The following is a 14,116-nucleotide window of genomic DNA, read 5'->3' as shown; positions in this document are numbered from 1 at the left end:
CGAGGCGACGGATGGTGAGGGTCCATGCAGGTGAGGACGATACTCGCGGGTACTCGCCGATCGCACATCGGGTTCACCCAGTGGATACGCAGTGTTGACGTGTGTTTGCGCCATGTTCGTCCAGGTGCCGCCGCCAGGACCACGCCGCTGCCTACGCTCGGTCCTCGCCCGACAGGTGCCGGACATCACATGCGAGGAGCATTCATGACAGAGCGTGCGCAGGCCAGTCCCGGACGACGGACCGTCATGGGCGCGGGGGCCGCGGTACTCGGCACGGCCGCCCTCGGGATCACCGGGACGGCGCAGGCCTCGGAGAACACCGCGGGGAAGTCCGGCGGGCACGGCGGCGGTCACCGCCTCGACCTGCCGGTGCCCACCGTCATCGGACACCGCGGCACCAGCGGCTACCGCCCCGAGCACACGCTCGGCTCCTACCAGCTGGCCCTCGACATGGGCGCGCACATCATCGAGCAGGACCTGGTGCCGACCAGGGACGGCCATCTCGTATGCCGCCACGAGAACGACATCACCGCCACCACCGACGTCTCCGCCCACCCCGAGTTCGCGAGCCGCAGGACCACGAAGACCGTCGACGGTGTCGCCCTGACCGGCTGGTTCACCGAGGACTTCACCCTCGCCGAGCTGAAGACGCTCCGCGCCAAGGAGCGCATCCCCGGCAACCGGCAGAAGAACACCCTGTACGACGGCCGCTGGGAGATCCCGACCTTCGAGGAGGTCCTGCGCTGGGCCGACCGCGAGGGCCGCAGGCGCGGCAAGCCGGTCTGGCTGTACGTCGAGACCAAGCACCCCACCTACTTCCGCGGCCTGGGCCTCGGCCTGGAGGAGCCGCTCGTCCGACTGCTGCGCCGCTACGACCGGCACCGCGCGCAGTCGCCGCTCATCCTCCAGTCCTTCGAACCGGGCAGCATCCAGCGGCTGTCCGGGCTCGTCGCCACCCCGCGCGTCGTCCTGCTGTCCGGCGCCGGCACCCGGCCGTGGGACTTCGTCGTGTCGGGGGACCCGCGCACCGTGGATGACCTGGTGAAGCCCGCGGGCCTGAAGTGGATGGCGTCCTTCGCCCAGGGCATCGGCCCCACCCTGGACCTGGTCATCCCCAAGGACGGCTCCGGCAAGCTCGCCGAGCCCACCACCCTGGTGCGGGACGCGCACGCGCAGGGCCTGATCCTGCACCCGTACACGATGCGCAACGAGAACACCTTCCTGCCCGCCGACTTCCGCCGGGGCACCGACCCGAACGCGTACGGCGACGCGTTCGGCGCCTTCGCCGCGTACTTCGCGACCGGGATCGACGGGGTCTTCTCCGACAACCCGGACACCGCGCTGCTCGCCGCGGCCGACTTCGCCGGCAAGCGGTAGCGGCCCGGCAGCAGTTGCGGTGCGGCGTCAGCACCCGGCCGGGGCGTGCCCCGGTCGGGTGGTGACCGGCCCGTTCGGCAACCGGCCGCGGGCGAAGGGCGTCGGGTGGGGACATGACGCTTCTCGATCATCCCCGCGGGCTGCCCGGTCCGGCCGCCGCGACCGTCGTCCGCACGCTGTATCCCCTGGTCAGCGCCGAGGCGGGAGCGGAGTCCGCAGCCGCTGCCACCGGTGCTGCGGTCGACCGTGCCGATCTCGAACAGTCCGTCTGGCTGCGGCTGCTGGAACGCCTCGCCGACCAGGGGCCGCCGGGCGACCCCGCCCGCTGGGTGCGGGACACCGTCAGGGCGGAGGCCCGCCGGGCCCGTCGCACCGCCCGGCACGAACGCCCCTACCGTGACGAGAACGCCCCCGACCCGGCCGGCTGTCCGGAGCGGGCCGTCCTCGGCGCCGACGAACGGCGCAGGCTGCGCGCCGCCGTGGCCCGGCTTCCCGCCCGCTGCGCCCGCCTCATCGGCGCGCTGCTCGCCCCGGGCGATCCCACCTACCGGGAAATCGCAGGGGCGTTGGGTATGTCACAGGGGAGTTTGGGTCCGATCCGTTCCCGATGCCTTGGATGTCTGCGCAGAATGCTGGCGGCGGAGGTTGTAGCTCCTGAACTGCGGGGAAAGGAGCGGTAGACAACCGGCGGATCAGGTGAGCGAGAGGCATGCGCAGATGGGCATGAGCGTGATCATCTCGGCGGCGAGTGCACAGGACGCCGAACAGATCTTGAAACTCCAGTACCTCTGTTTCCAGAGCGAGGCGGAGCTGTACGGCAACTACCGGATCGACCCCCTCGTCGAGACCCTCGACGCGATGCGCGCCGAGATCGCCACGAACCTGGTGTTCGTGGCACGCCTCGGCGAGGAAGTCGTCGGTTCGGTACGCGGGTCGATGGCGCAGGACGGTGCCGGTGAGATCGGGCGCCTCTGCGTCCACCCCCGGCTCCGGGGACACGGCCTCGGCGCCCGCCTGCTGGGAGCGGTGGAGGCCGGACTCACCGACCAGCGGTCGGCCACCCGCTACTGCCTGCACACCGGACACCGGAGCGAGGGCAATCTGCGCCTCTACCGGCGGGCCGGCTACGCCCCCGTCGGTGACGCCACCGGTCAGGACGGCGTCCGGATGATCCTCCTGGAGAAGGAGGCCTCGGCGCCCGCCTATGTGACGAGCGCCTAGGCGTCACGCGGTACGCGCGCGGCGCAGCCACATCATCCCGGTGACCGGAAGGATCACCGGGATGAACAGGTAGTCCCTGCCGAAGTACGACCAGACGGTGGCATCCGAGAACGCGGACGGCTCGACGAGCGTCCACGTACCCACGATCAGCACCCCGGCGAGCTCGGCGGCGCAGCACACCAGAGCCGTCCGGCGCGCCCTCTCGCCCCCGCGCACCAGCGAATAGGTGATGAAGCCGTAGACGGCGGCGGCGGCGGCCGACAGCACGTAGGACAGCGGAGCCTTTCCGAAGTCCAGGATCATCTGGACGATGGCACGGGACGCCGCCGCGACGGTGAACACGCCGTAGAACCAGACCAGTACCCGGCCGGGCCCGGTCCCGAGGTCGAACGGCTGCTTCTCGCCGGGGGCCGCTTCGGGGGTGCGCTCGGTGTCGGTCACGGTCAGTTTCCCCAGATGTCGTAGAGCCGTACTTCGAGAACGGCCAGCACGACCGCGCCCGCCGCCACCGTCACCGAACCCCACCGGGTCCGTTCGCTCAGCGACAGGAAGCCCGCCGCGGGCACGGCGAGGAAGGCCCCGATGAGATACGCGATGAAGATGGTCATGCCCTGCTCCGGCCGCTCGCCGCGGGCCAGCTGCACGATCCCCACCACCAGCTGGGCCAGCGCCAGCAGCGAGACCACGGCCATCCCGATGAAGTGCCAGTCCTTGGTCGGCTGGTCCCGGTAGGCGGCGAATCCGCACCAGGCGGCGAGGGCGAGGGCGGCCACGCCGACCGCGATCGTCAGGGCGTCAAGCATGAGCCGAGGGTATTACGGGCGGATCCGCCCGCTGCGTGCGCCCCCGCACCCGCACGCCGCAAGCCCACGGCAACCAAGATCCCGTCCGGCCGGACAGAGAGGTCCCGTGCGTTCCGTGCCGGTCCGCCCCGGGCGGGGGAGCGGTGGTCCGGGCGCCGTGGCCTTGGCCACACATACGGGCGGCCCCGGTCGGTGGCACTGGGTGCATCCACAGCCCTCGTTGCACTGTTCATGCAGGTCACAGCTGTGTGGTGGATTCCCGGCGGGCCGGCCCGTCCGGCGCGGGCGCACCATCCACGCTCGTCCGCTATCCGGACAGCCGGTTCGGCAGGAACGTTACGTCTGTTTTACTTGGGGCATGACCACGACGAGCAGCCGCATCCTTGCGACCGAGGCGATCACGACGCCCGGTGCTCGTTGTATGTGTCGAATGCGCGCCTTCTGAGGGCCCACACCTGAGTCTCGCGCCCCGAAGCGAGACCGCGTCGGAGCCGTCCGCACCCAGCGGAACGCGCCCTTTCAGCACGCTGCCCCGCGGCCACCGCCGCGCCCGGCCGTGCCCGGACCCCGCTCGCAACACGTCCGATCGAAACGTCCGGACAGCCTCATCGGACGACTTCCCCGTGCCCGGCGGACACCGCGCCGCGCACTCGACAGTGACGGAAACCCTGTGATCACCACTACGGGCCTCACGAAGGTCTACCAGTCGCGCGGCCGTGAGGTCACCGCTCTGGACGGCGTCGACCTGCACGTCCGCGAGGGCGAGGTGTACGGCGTCATCGGGCAGAGCGGCGCCGGAAAATCGTCCCTCATCCGCTGCGTCAACCTCCTGGAACGCCCCACCTCCGGCACCGTGACCGTGGGCGGCCAGGACCTCACCGCCCTCGCGGGCCGTGGCCGCCGCGCCGGCAAGGAACTGCGCGACGCCCGCAGCCGCATCGGCATGGTCTTCCAGCACTTCAACCTGCTGGCCTCCCGCACCGTCCAGGGCAACGTCGAGCTCCCCCTGGAGATCCTCGGAGTCACCGGCCGCGAGCGCTCCCGCAAGGCCCTGGAACTCCTCGACCTGGTCGGCCTCGCCGACAAGGCCAAGGCCTACCCCGGCCAGCTCTCCGGCGGCCAGAAGCAGCGCGTCGGCATCGCCCGCGCACTCGCCGGCGACCCCAAGGTGCTGCTCTCCGACGAGGCGACCTCGGCGCTGGACCCCGAGACCACCCGCTCCATCCTCCAGCTGCTGCGCGACCTCAACCGGCAGCTCGGCCTGACCGTCCTGCTCATCACGCACGAGATGGACGTCGTCAAGACCGTCTGCGACTCCGCCGCGCTGATGCAGAAGGGGCGGATCGTCGAGTCCGGCACCGTCGGCGACCTGCTCGCCACCCCCGGCTCCGAACTCGCCCACGAGCTGTTCCCGGTCGGCGGCAGCGCCTCCGGCCCCGACGCCACGGTCGTCGACGTCACCTTCCACGGTGAGGCCGCCGCCCGCCCGGTGATCTCGCAGCTCTCCCGTACGTACAACATCGACATCTCGATCCTGGGCGCCGCGATGGACACCGTCGGCGGCAAGCAGATCGGCCGGATGCGCATCGAGCTGCCCGGCCGGTTCGAGGAGAACGTCGTGCCGATCGGCTTCCTGCGCGAGCAGGGCCTGCAGGCCGAGCTCGTCGAGGGTACGGAGACCGAACCCGTCAGCATCCCCGCACCGCTCACCAAGGAGGTGGCGAAGTGACCTGGTCCGAAATGCAGCCACTGCTGACGCAGGGCACCGTCGACACCCTCTACATGGTCCTGTGGTCCGCCGTCGTCACGGTCCTGGTGGGACTGCCGCTCGGCGTCCTGCTCGTCCTCACCGACAAGGGCGGACTGCTGCAGAACACCCCGGTGAACAAGGTCATCGGCGTGATCGTGAACATCGGCCGCTCGCTGCCGTTCATCATCCTGCTGATCGCCCTGATCCCCTTCACCACCTGGGTCGTCGGTACGTTCATCGGCCCGACCGCGATGATCGTGCCGCTCGCCGTCGGCGCCATCCCGTTCTTCGCCCGGCTCGTCGAGACGGCGGTGCGCGAGGTCGACCACGGGCTCGTCGAAGCCGTCCAGTCCATGGGCGGATCCATCCCGACGATCGTCCGCAAGGTCCTCCTCCCGCAGGCCCTGCCCTCGCTCGTCTCCGGCGTCACCACCACCGTCATCGTGCTCATCGGCTACTCCGCGATGGCCGGCGCGGTCGGCGGCGAAGGGCTCGGCTCCAAGGCCGTCACCTACGGATTCCAGCGCTTCGACAACCAGTTCATGCTCATCACCGTCGCGCTGCTGATCGTCATCGTGACCGTGATCCAGCTGATCGGCGACGGAGCCGTCCGCCTGCTGGCCCGCCGCGGCCGCACCACCTCCTGAGACTTCTCCTCCCCGAGCCCGCACTCCTTGTCCGGGCGCACCACCATCACCACCTGAAAGAGGCACTCTTCGTGCGTAAGAACATCAAGATCACCGCTGCCGCCGCCGCCACCGCCGCCCTCGCCTTCGGCCTCACCGCCTGCGGTACGGACTCCGACCCGGCGTCCAAGAGCGAGACCGGAGCCAAGGCCGACACCTCCAAGGCCCTCGTCGTCGCCGCGTCCCCGACGCCGCACGCCGACATCCTGAACTTCGTCAAGAAGAACCTGGCGAAGAAGGCCGGCCTCAACCTGGAGGTCAAGGAGTTCACGGACTACGTCCTGCCGAACACCGCGACCGAGACCGGCCAGGTCGACGCCAACTTCTTCCAGCACCAGCCCTACCTGGACGACTTCAACAAGAAGAACAACACCCACCTGGTCTCCGTCGGCACCGTGCACCTGGAGCCCCTCGGCCTCTACTCCAAGAAGGTCAAGGACCTCGGCGACATCAAGTCCGGCCAGACCATCGCCGTACCGAACGACACCACCAACGAGGGCCGCGCGCTCCAGCTCCTCGCCGAGAACGGTCTGATCACGCTCAAGGCCGGCGTCGGAACCAGCGCCAAGCTGAGCGACATCACCGACAAGAAGGGCCTGGAGTTCAAGGAGCTGGAGGCGGCGACCGTCCCCCGCGCCCTGAACGACGTGGACGCCGCCGTCATCAACGGCAACTACGCCATCGAGGCCAAGCTCAAGCCCGCCACGGACGCGCTGGTGCTGGAGAAGGCGGACGGCAACCCGTACGCCAACATCATCGCCGTGAAGAAGGGCAACGAGAAGGACGCCCGCGTCGAGAAGCTCGTGAAGCTCCTGCACTCCGACGAGGTCAAGAAGTTCATCGAGGACAGCTACCAGGGCTCCGTCATCCCCGCCTTCGGGACCGCAGCCAAGTCCTGACCCCGGCACGGCACTTGCCCGACGAGCCCCGCACCCCCCGTCCCGGGGGCGCGGGGCTCCGCCGTGCCGACCCGGCCATGCACAAGCTCCGCCCGATGCTGCATGCTGTGCCTTTACACGGTCTTCGGCATGGAGCTGCGCATGACTTCCACCTTTCCGGACATCTCCATCAGCACGGACCGGTTGGTGCTGCGCCCGTTCGACATGGCGGACATCCCCGCGTACATCGAGATGATGAACGACGAACTCGTCGTCGCCTGGACCGAGGCGCCCCACCCCTACACCCAGGTCGACGCCGAACGCTGGGTCCGCAGGATCGCTCCTGCACAGCGGACCAAGGGCGACGGCATCGTGCTGGCCGTCACCGAGTTCCTCACCCAGCGCCTCGTCGGCTCCGTACGGCTGCGCAACACCGACTGGCACACCCGCGCCACGGAGGCCGCCTACGTCACCGCCCCGTGGGCGCGCGGCGAGGGCTACGCCACCGAGTCCGTGCTCGCCCTGGCCCAGTGGCTCTTCCGCGACCAGGCCTTCGAGCGCATCGAACTGCGCACCGCCGCCGACAACACCGCCTCCCAGCAGGTCGCCCAGAAGCTCGGCTGCATCAGCGAGGGAGTCCTGCGCAACGCCCGGATAGCCCGCTCACAGACCGAGGACGGAGGATGGACCGACATCAGGACCGACCTGATCGTCTGGGGCCTCCTCCCCGAGGACCTCGAAGGCGTCGCCGAACAGCTCGCCGACGCGGGCGGATACGGCACCTACAACGACTGGAACTGACCGGCACCGGGGCACCCGCGCCCCACCGGTCCGGACCCGGTAACCTCACTCTGCCCGCTCCAGGGCAACCAGCCCCACCTGCGACAACTCCAGGAGAATGACGACAGATGGCCGATCGGGTCACAGTGATCGGCTGGGACGGCTCGCCACTGACCAGAGCGGCCACGGCCGCACTCTCGGCCGCCACCCTCGTCGCCGGAGCCGCACACCATCTCGCCCTGCCCGAGATCCCGCAGGCCGCGGAGCGGATCCGGCTCGGCTCCGTCGACCTGGCCGCCCGCCGCATCGCCGGCCACCGCGGCAGCGCCGTGGTCCTCGCCGACGGCGACCCCGGGTTCTTCGGCGTCGTCCGCACACTGCGCGCGCCCGAGCACGGCCTCGAGGTCGAAGTGGTGCCCGCCGTCACCTCCGTCGCCACCGCCTTCGCCCGCGCCGGCATGCCGTGGGAGGACGCCCAGACGGTCGTCGCCCACCCCCGCACCCTGCGCCGCGCCGTGAACGTCTGCCGCGCCCACCACAAGGTCGCCGTCCTCACGTCGCCCGGGGCAGGACCCGCCGAACTCGCCCTGCTCCTCGAAGGCGTCCACCGCACGTTCGTCGTCTGCGAGGAACTCGGCACCGACCGCGAACAGGTCACCGTCGTCACCTCCGACGCGGCCGCCGACCACGTCTGGCGCGACCCCAACGTCGTCATCGTCATCGGCGGCGGCCCCGAACAGCGGGCCGAGGGAGCCTGGATCGCGGGCCGCCACCCCGCCTACCCCCAGGGCGTACGCGGCTGGGCACTGCCCGCCGACGCCTACCCCGGCACCGCGACGGACACCCGCGGCGAGAGCGGCGAGGGCGAGGGCCCCGGCCTCCGCGCCGCTCAACTCGCCCACCTCGGACCCCGCACCGGCGACCTGCTCTGGGACATCGGCTCCGGCAGCGGCGCCCTGGCCGTGGAGGCCGCCCGCTTCGGCGCGGCGGTCCTGGCCGTCGACAGCGACCCGGACGCCTGCGCCCGCACGACCGCGGCCGCGCGGGCCTTCGGGGTCCAGCTCCAGGTCGTCGAGGGCCGCGCACCCCATGTCCTGGAACGGCTGCCCGAACCCGACGTCGTACGGATCGGAGGCGGCGGCGTGCCCGTCGTCACCGCCGTCGCCGACCGCAGGCCCGAGCGGATCGTGACCCACGCGTCGACCCGGGACGAGGCCGAGGCACTGGGCGCCGCCCTCACCGAGAACGGCTACACGGTCGCCTGCTCGCTCCTCCAGTCCGTCGAACTCGACACGGCCGCATGGGCGGAGCGCGAACGCACGGTCGTCTTCCTGCTTTCCGCACTGCGTTCGGACCTTGCCCCCTGACCCGTCCCGCATACGGTGCGAGGTAGGCTGAACGATCGTTGCACCGCGCCCGGACGTTCGTCGCTTCGTTCGTCAATGTCCGGAAAAGGGGACCGTTTTGGCCCTCGTTGTGGTACGGCAGAACCGGGGGACGCGCGACGTGGCGCAGTCCACAGCGAGCCGTGGCGAAATGTCCTGCCGCGGCGGCGAACGAACGCGAGAATGCAGTATGTCCGCGACCGATTCGTGCCGCGCGGCGCGCCTGCTCGTTCCACTGGACGAGCACCGGTGTGCCGCGTCCGGGCGTCCCGGGCGAAGGGCCGAAGAAGCACTGACGATGGGCGAGGGGTACGCATGAGTGACACCGGCCAGATCCCGGGCGAGGGACTGCCGGAGAACGCAGGCATGGTGGAGCAGCCGGGCATCCCCGCCCCGGATGCCTACACCTTCCTCGATCCCTCCGAGCATGCGTCCGAGGACGACGACCTTCTGCTGATGCCCAGTTCCCAGGGCGCCTGGAGCGAGCCCCAGGCCGCCCCGGCTCCGCTGCCCGAGCAGGGCGGCGGATACCAGCCCGCCCCGCAGCCGCAGCACGCGATGCACGGCGAGGGCCTGCCGCAGGGGCAGTCCCAGGGCCCCGTCCAGTTCCAGGAGCAGCCGCCGGCGTACGCCATGCAGCAGGCCGCCGCCGAGCCGCTGCAGGAGACCGGCCAGGGCACCCACGAGTCCGGCGGGCGGGACTCCGGCCATGTCGATCTCGGCGGCGTGCGCATCCCGTCGCCCGTCCCCGCCCCGGCGCAGGCCCAGGTCCCGGTGGCGCAGACGCAGGCACCCGTGCGCCGCCCGCTGCACCGCGGCCCGGCCTCCGCCGACTCCGGCCCCTCCTACGGCGGTACGTCCGGCGGCGGCGTGGTCCGTTCGCTGGCCGACCGCGGCCCGGCGGGCGCTCCGCAGGCCCAGCCCCAGACGCGGACCGCCGTCCAGGCGCCCGCCCGGCACGCGGGCCCGGCCACCGCCGAACCCGAGTACTTCGAGATGCCGGCCGACGAGGTGGCCGCGCTCCCGGGCCCGCAGCTCGGCGAGATCCCGCCGCAGAGCGCGAACCAGTGGGCGGCCCAGGCCTCGCAGCAGGCCGCGGTCCCGGTCGTGGCCCAGGTGGCCGCCCCGGCGCCCGCACCCGCACCCGCAGAAACGGTCGTCCCGGAACCGGTCGCGGTCGAGGCAGTGGTGGAACCCGTGCCCGAGGCCGTGGCCGAGTTCGTGGCGGAGGCGCCGGCCGAGGAGCCCGCTCCCGTCCCGGTGATGGCCGAGGCCGCGCCCGCCGAGGTCGTCGCTCCGGAGACCGTTGCTCCTGACGTCGTTGCTCCCGAGGCCGTCGCTGCTGAGACGGAGCCTGTGGCCGAGGCGGTGGCCGCCGCTCAAGCACCGGTCGCAGAAGCACCTGTCGTGGAAGCGCCCGTCGCCGAAGCACCTGTCGTGGAAGCACCCGTCGTGGTAGCGCCCGCAGTCGAAGAACCTAGGGCCGAGGCCGCCGTTCCCGAGGCAGCCGCCCCCGAGGCGGCACCGGTCGAGGCAGCAGCACCGGCCGAGGAAGCAGTACCGGCCGAAGAGCCCGCGCCCGTCGAGCCCGTCGCACCCGTCGCGGCCGTGGAGCCGCCGGTGGCGGAGCAGCCGGTGGAGCCCGTTCCCGAAGGCGCATCGCTGGGCGGGTTCGTACCCGTGACGGACTCCCTGTCGATCGCCCCGCACCCGGCCCCGGCACCGGTGGCCGAGCAGCCGGTGGAGCCCACGGAGCCCACGGAGCCGGTGGCAACGGTCGAGGCAGCGCCCGTCGAGGTGCCTTCGGCGTCCCTGGCCGAGCCCGTGGCCGAGCCCGAGCCCGAGGTGGGCCCCGAGGTCATCGAGACCCCGGACCTCACGGTCGGCCACCCGGAGGTCGTTGAGCAGACCGCTCCGGAGGCCGTACGGCCCGAGGCCGTTGCCGAACCCGTGACGGAGCCGGAGCCCGAGGCCCCGGTCGTCGGACTCGCCGAGGCCCCGGAGGCGGCCGAGGACGTGCCCGCCGCCACGCCGCCCGCCCCCGGCTACGACGACGCCGAGCGCGACGCCGTCCTGCGGGTCATGCGCGAGCGCCGCGACATCCGCAACGGCTTCCGTGCCGACCCCATCCCGCACGAGGTGCTCCTGCGCGTGCTGGAGGCCGCTCACACGGCGCCCAGCGTGGGACACTCGCAGCCCTGGGACTTCGTCGTCATCCGCTCCGCGGAGACCCGCCGCTCCATGCACGAACTGGCGCAGCGCCAGCGCGAGGCCTACGCGAAGTCGCTCCCCAAGGCGCGGGCGAAGCAGTTCAAGGAACTGAAGATCGAGGCGATCGTCGACACCCCGGTCAACATCGTCGTCACGGCGGACCCCACCCGCGGCGGCCGCCACACTCTCGGCCGGCACACCCAGCCGCAGATGGCCCCGTACTCCTCGGCACTCGCCGTCGAGAACCTGTGGCTCGCGGCCCGAGCCGAAGGACTCGGCGTCGGCTGGGTCAGCTTCTTCGACGAGCGCGAGATGGTCCGTGCCCTGGGACTGCCCGAGCACCTCGAAGTGGTCGCGTACCTCTGTGTCGGCTACGTCGACGAGTTCCCGGAGGAGCCCGAGCTGATGCAGGCGGGCTGGTCCAAGCGGCGCCCGCTGTCGTGGGTCGTCCACGAGGAGACGTACGGCCGCCGCGCCCTGCCCGGCGAGGAGCCGCACAACCTGCTCCAGGAGACCATCTCCAGCATCCGGCCGCTGGACGCCAAGGCACTCGGCGAGGCCTGGGAGCGCCAGAAGCGGATGACCAAGCCCGCCGGCGCGCTCGGCATGCTGGAGATCATCTCGGCCCAGCTCTCCGGGCTCTCCCGGATGTGCCCGCCGCCGATCCCGGAGCCCGCGGCCGTCGCGATCTTCGCGGGCGACCACGGAGTCCACGCGCAGGGCGTCACGGCCTGGCCGCAGGAGGTCACCGGCCAGATGGTCGCCAACTTCCTCGGCGGCGGCGCGGTCTGCAACGCCTTCGCGGCCCAGGTCGGCGCCGAGGTGTGCGTGGTCGACGTCGGCGTGGCCTCGGAGCTGCCCGCGACGCCCGGCCTGCTGCCGCGCAAGGTGCGCGCGGGCACGGCCGACTTCACGACCGGCCCCGCGCTCACCCGCGAGGAGGTGCTCGCCGCGATCGAGGTCGGCATCGAGACCGCCCGCGACCTGGTCGCCGCAGGCAACAAGGGCCTGCTCACCGGCGAGATGGGCATCGCCAACACCACGGCTTCGGCCGCCCTGATCTGCGTGTACACGGGGATGGACCCGGCCGAGGTGACCGGTCGCGGCACCGGCATCAACGACGAGATGCACGCCCGCAAGGTCGACGTGGTGCGCCGCGCCCTCGACCTGCACCAGCCGGACCCGGCCGACCCGATCGGCGTGCTGGCCGCCGTCGGCGGTCTGGAGCACGCCGCGATGGCCGGGTTCCTGCTCGGCGGCGCGTCGCTCCGCACCCCGGTCATCCTCGACGGCGTGAGCGCGGGAGCCGCGGCCCTGGTCGCCCGGGCCATCGCACCGGAGGCCCTGGCCGCCTGCATCGCGGGCCACCGCAGTGCCGAGCCCGGCCATGTCGCCGCGCTCAACAAGCTGGGGCTGCGCCCGCTGGTCGACCTCGACCTCCGGCTCGGCGAGGGCACGGGTGCGCTGCTGGCCCTGCCGATCGTGCAGAGCGCGGCGCGCGCGATGCACGAGGTGGCGACGTTCGACTCGGCGGGCGTCACGGAGAAGTAGCGCAGCCGCGGGGGTCTCGGGGGCGCTGCCCCCGGACCCCCGCTCCTCAATCGCCGGAGGGGCCTGATCCTGCCCGTCCGGCTTGACCGCGCGCGCGGGCGGAGCCCCGCTCGGCCCCGCGCACCACCCCGTATCGTGAACACCGCACGTCACAGCCGCTCCACCGCCGCAGCGGCCGCAGCCCCCGCATCGCACGAGGAGCCCGCACCGCCATGGCCGAGCACGCCGATCACCCCGCCTACCCCGTCGGACTGCGCCTCAGCGGGCGCCGCGTAGTCGTCGTCGGCGGCGGCCAGGTCGCGCAGCGCCGCCTCCCCGCCCTCATCGCGGCCGGCGCCGACATCGTCCTCGTCTCGCCGTCCGCCACCCCGTCCGTCGAGGCGATGGCCGACGCCGGCGAGATCCGCTGGGAGCGCCGCCCGTACGCCGACGGGGACCTGGCCGACACCTGGTACGCCCTCGTCGCGTCCGACGACACCGCGGCCAACGCCGCCGCCTCCGCCGAGGCCGAGCGCACCCGCACCTGGTGCGTCCGCAGCGACAACGCGGACGCCGCCACCGCCCTGACCCCCGCCACCGGCCGCAGCGAGGGCGTGACCGTCGCCGTGCTCACCACCGACACCCACGGCCGGGACCCGCGCCACTCCGCCGCCGTCCGCGACGCCATCGTCGAGGGCCTGCGCGACGGCACCCTCGCCGCCCCCCACCACCGCACCAGGGCCCCCGGCGTCTCCCTGGTCGGCGGCGGCCCCGGCGACCCCGACCTGATCACCGTCCGCGGCCGCCGCCTCCTCGCCGAGGCCGACGTCGTCATCGCGGACCGGCTCGGTCCGCGCGACCTGCTGGACGAACTGCCGCCGCACGTCGAGGTGATCGACGCCGCGAAGATCCCGTACGGCCGCTACATGGCGCAGGAGGCGATCAACAACGCGCTGATCGAGCACGCCAAGGCGGGCAAGGCCGTCGTGCGGCTCAAGGGCGGCGACCCGTTCGTCTTCGGGCGCGGCATGGAGGAGGCGCAGGCGCTCGCCGCCGAGGGCATCGCGTGCACCGTCGTGCCCGGCATCTCCAGCTCGATCTCGGTTCCCGGCGCGGCCGGCATCCCCGTCACCCACCGCGGTGTCGCCCACGAGTTCACCGTGGTCAGCGGTCATGTCGCCCCCGACGACGAGCGATCGCTGGTCGACTGGGAGGCGCTCGCCCGGCTGCGCGGCACCCTGGTGCTCCTGATGGCCGTCGACAAGATCGGCGCCATCGCCCGTACGCTCATCGCGCACGGCAGGCCCCCCGAGACCCCCGTCGCCCTGGTCCAGGAAGGGACCACGGCCGCCCAGCGCCGCGTCGACGCGACGCTCGCCACGGTCGCCGAACGGGCCGTGGCCGAGGACGTCCGCCCGCCCGCCGTCATCGTCATCGGCGACGTCGTCGCGGTCGGCCCCGGGGCCGTCGCGCGAACCACCGAGTAACCAGCGGT

General features: G+C 72.3%; 12 protein-coding genes. 10 read left to right on the top strand and 2 right to left on the bottom strand.

What is annotated here, in order from left to right; all coding sequences use genetic code 11:
* Positions 1 to 204: 204 nt before the first annotated feature.
* The 3 genes from OG408_RS07650 (at position 205) to OG408_RS07640 (ending at position 2,598) form a co-directional block, all read left to right on the top strand.
* Entirely contained in the window at positions 205 to 1,377 is a 1,173-nt protein-coding gene (locus OG408_RS07650) for a glycerophosphodiester phosphodiesterase (RefSeq protein ID WP_285565974.1), read from the top strand.
* Positions 1,378 to 1,490: 113 nt separating this feature from the next.
* Positions 1,491 to 2,057: a sigma-70 family RNA polymerase sigma factor gene (locus OG408_RS07645; protein ID WP_266776689.1), complete on the top strand. Its 567-nt coding sequence runs from the start codon at positions 1,491 to 1,493 to the stop codon at positions 2,055 to 2,057.
* Between the two features lie 37 nt (positions 2,058 to 2,094).
* On the top strand, positions 2,095 to 2,598 hold the full coding sequence (locus tag OG408_RS07640) for a GNAT family N-acetyltransferase (protein WP_266786013.1): 504 nt from the start codon (positions 2,095 to 2,097) through the stop codon (positions 2,596 to 2,598).
* Positions 2,599 to 2,601: 3 nt separating this feature from the next.
* Here the strand turns inward: OG408_RS07640 and OG408_RS07635 are convergent, their stop codons facing one another.
* A complete protein-coding gene (locus OG408_RS07635) occupies positions 2,602 to 3,039 on the bottom strand; it encodes a hypothetical protein (RefSeq protein ID WP_266776687.1) in 438 nt (145 codons plus the stop codon).
* Positions 3,040 to 3,041: 2 nt separating this feature from the next.
* Positions 3,042 to 3,401, bottom strand: coding sequence for a hypothetical protein (locus OG408_RS07630; protein WP_266776685.1), 360 nt, complete (start codon positions 3,399 to 3,401; stop codon positions 3,042 to 3,044).
* A gap of 670 nt (positions 3,402 to 4,071) precedes the next feature.
* On the opposite strand from OG408_RS07630, the gene OG408_RS07625 reads away from it, so the two are divergent.
* The 7 genes from OG408_RS07625 to cobA all read left to right on the top strand — a co-directional run bounded on the left by OG408_RS07625 (position 4,072) and on the right by cobA (position 14,108).
* Positions 4,072 to 5,130: a methionine ABC transporter ATP-binding protein gene (locus OG408_RS07625; protein WP_285565977.1), complete on the top strand. Its 1,059-nt coding sequence runs from the start codon at positions 4,072 to 4,074 to the stop codon at positions 5,128 to 5,130.
* A complete protein-coding gene (locus OG408_RS07620) occupies positions 5,127 to 5,798 on the top strand; it encodes a methionine ABC transporter permease (RefSeq protein ID WP_266776681.1) in 672 nt (223 codons plus the stop codon). Before OG408_RS07625 ends, OG408_RS07620 begins: the two co-directional genes overlap by 4 nt.
* A gap of 71 nt (positions 5,799 to 5,869) precedes the next feature.
* Positions 5,870 to 6,736 (top strand): MetQ/NlpA family ABC transporter substrate-binding protein, encoded by an 867-nt coding sequence (locus tag OG408_RS07615; RefSeq protein WP_266776679.1) that lies wholly within the window; start codon positions 5,870 to 5,872, stop codon positions 6,734 to 6,736.
* 102 nt (positions 6,737 to 6,838) lie between these two features.
* Positions 6,839 to 7,516: a GNAT family N-acetyltransferase gene (locus OG408_RS07610; RefSeq protein ID WP_266776677.1), complete on the top strand. Its 678-nt coding sequence runs from the start codon at positions 6,839 to 6,841 to the stop codon at positions 7,514 to 7,516.
* A 107-nt stretch (positions 7,517 to 7,623) separates the two neighbouring features.
* Positions 7,624 to 8,862 carry a precorrin-6y C5,15-methyltransferase (decarboxylating) subunit CbiE gene (gene cbiE / locus OG408_RS07605; RefSeq protein WP_326669039.1) on the top strand — a complete coding sequence of 413 codons (1,239 nt, stop codon included), beginning with the start codon at positions 7,624 to 7,626 and terminating at the stop codon, positions 8,860 to 8,862.
* Between the two features lie 333 nt (positions 8,863 to 9,195).
* The gene (cobT, locus tag OG408_RS07600; RefSeq protein WP_326669037.1) at positions 9,196 to 12,642 is read left to right on the top strand and encodes a nicotinate-nucleotide--dimethylbenzimidazole phosphoribosyltransferase; all 3,447 of its coding nucleotides are present in this window, start codon (positions 9,196 to 9,198) and stop codon (positions 12,640 to 12,642) included.
* Positions 12,643 to 12,854: 212 nt separating this feature from the next.
* Positions 12,855 to 14,108, top strand: a complete 1,254-nt coding sequence (gene cobA / locus OG408_RS07595) for a uroporphyrinogen-III C-methyltransferase (protein WP_326669035.1) — start codon at positions 12,855 to 12,857, stop codon at positions 14,106 to 14,108.
* The last annotated feature ends 8 nt before the right edge of the window (positions 14,109 to 14,116 follow it).

The sequence above is a fragment of the Streptomyces sp. NBC_01257 genome (genome assembly GCF_035917255.1).
Taxonomy (GTDB): domain Bacteria; phylum Actinomycetota; class Actinomycetes; order Streptomycetales; family Streptomycetaceae; genus Streptomyces.
Note: the sequence above shows the minus strand (reverse complement) of the source record. Positions and strands in the feature narration are given on the sequence as shown.

Coding starts and splice junctions, on each gene's coding strand:
- OG408_RS07645 (WP_266776689.1), top strand. CDS start 1,491: ATGACGCTTCTCGATCATCCCCGCGGGCTGCCCGGTCCGGCCGCCGCG.
- cobA (WP_326669035.1), top strand. CDS start 12,855: ATGGCCGAGCACGCCGATCACCCCGCCTACCCCGTCGGACTGCGCCTC.
- OG408_RS07610 (WP_266776677.1), top strand. CDS start 6,839: ATGCTGTGCCTTTACACGGTCTTCGGCATGGAGCTGCGCATGACTTCC.
- OG408_RS07650 (WP_285565974.1), top strand. CDS start 205: ATGACAGAGCGTGCGCAGGCCAGTCCCGGACGACGGACCGTCATGGGC.
- OG408_RS07630 (WP_266776685.1), bottom strand. CDS start 3,401: ATGCTTGACGCCCTGACGATCGCGGTCGGCGTGGCCGCCCTCGCCCTC.
- cobT (WP_326669037.1), top strand. CDS start 9,196: ATGAGTGACACCGGCCAGATCCCGGGCGAGGGACTGCCGGAGAACGCA.
- cbiE (WP_326669039.1), top strand. CDS start 7,624: ATGGCCGATCGGGTCACAGTGATCGGCTGGGACGGCTCGCCACTGACC.
- OG408_RS07640 (WP_266786013.1), top strand. CDS start 2,095: ATGGGCATGAGCGTGATCATCTCGGCGGCGAGTGCACAGGACGCCGAA.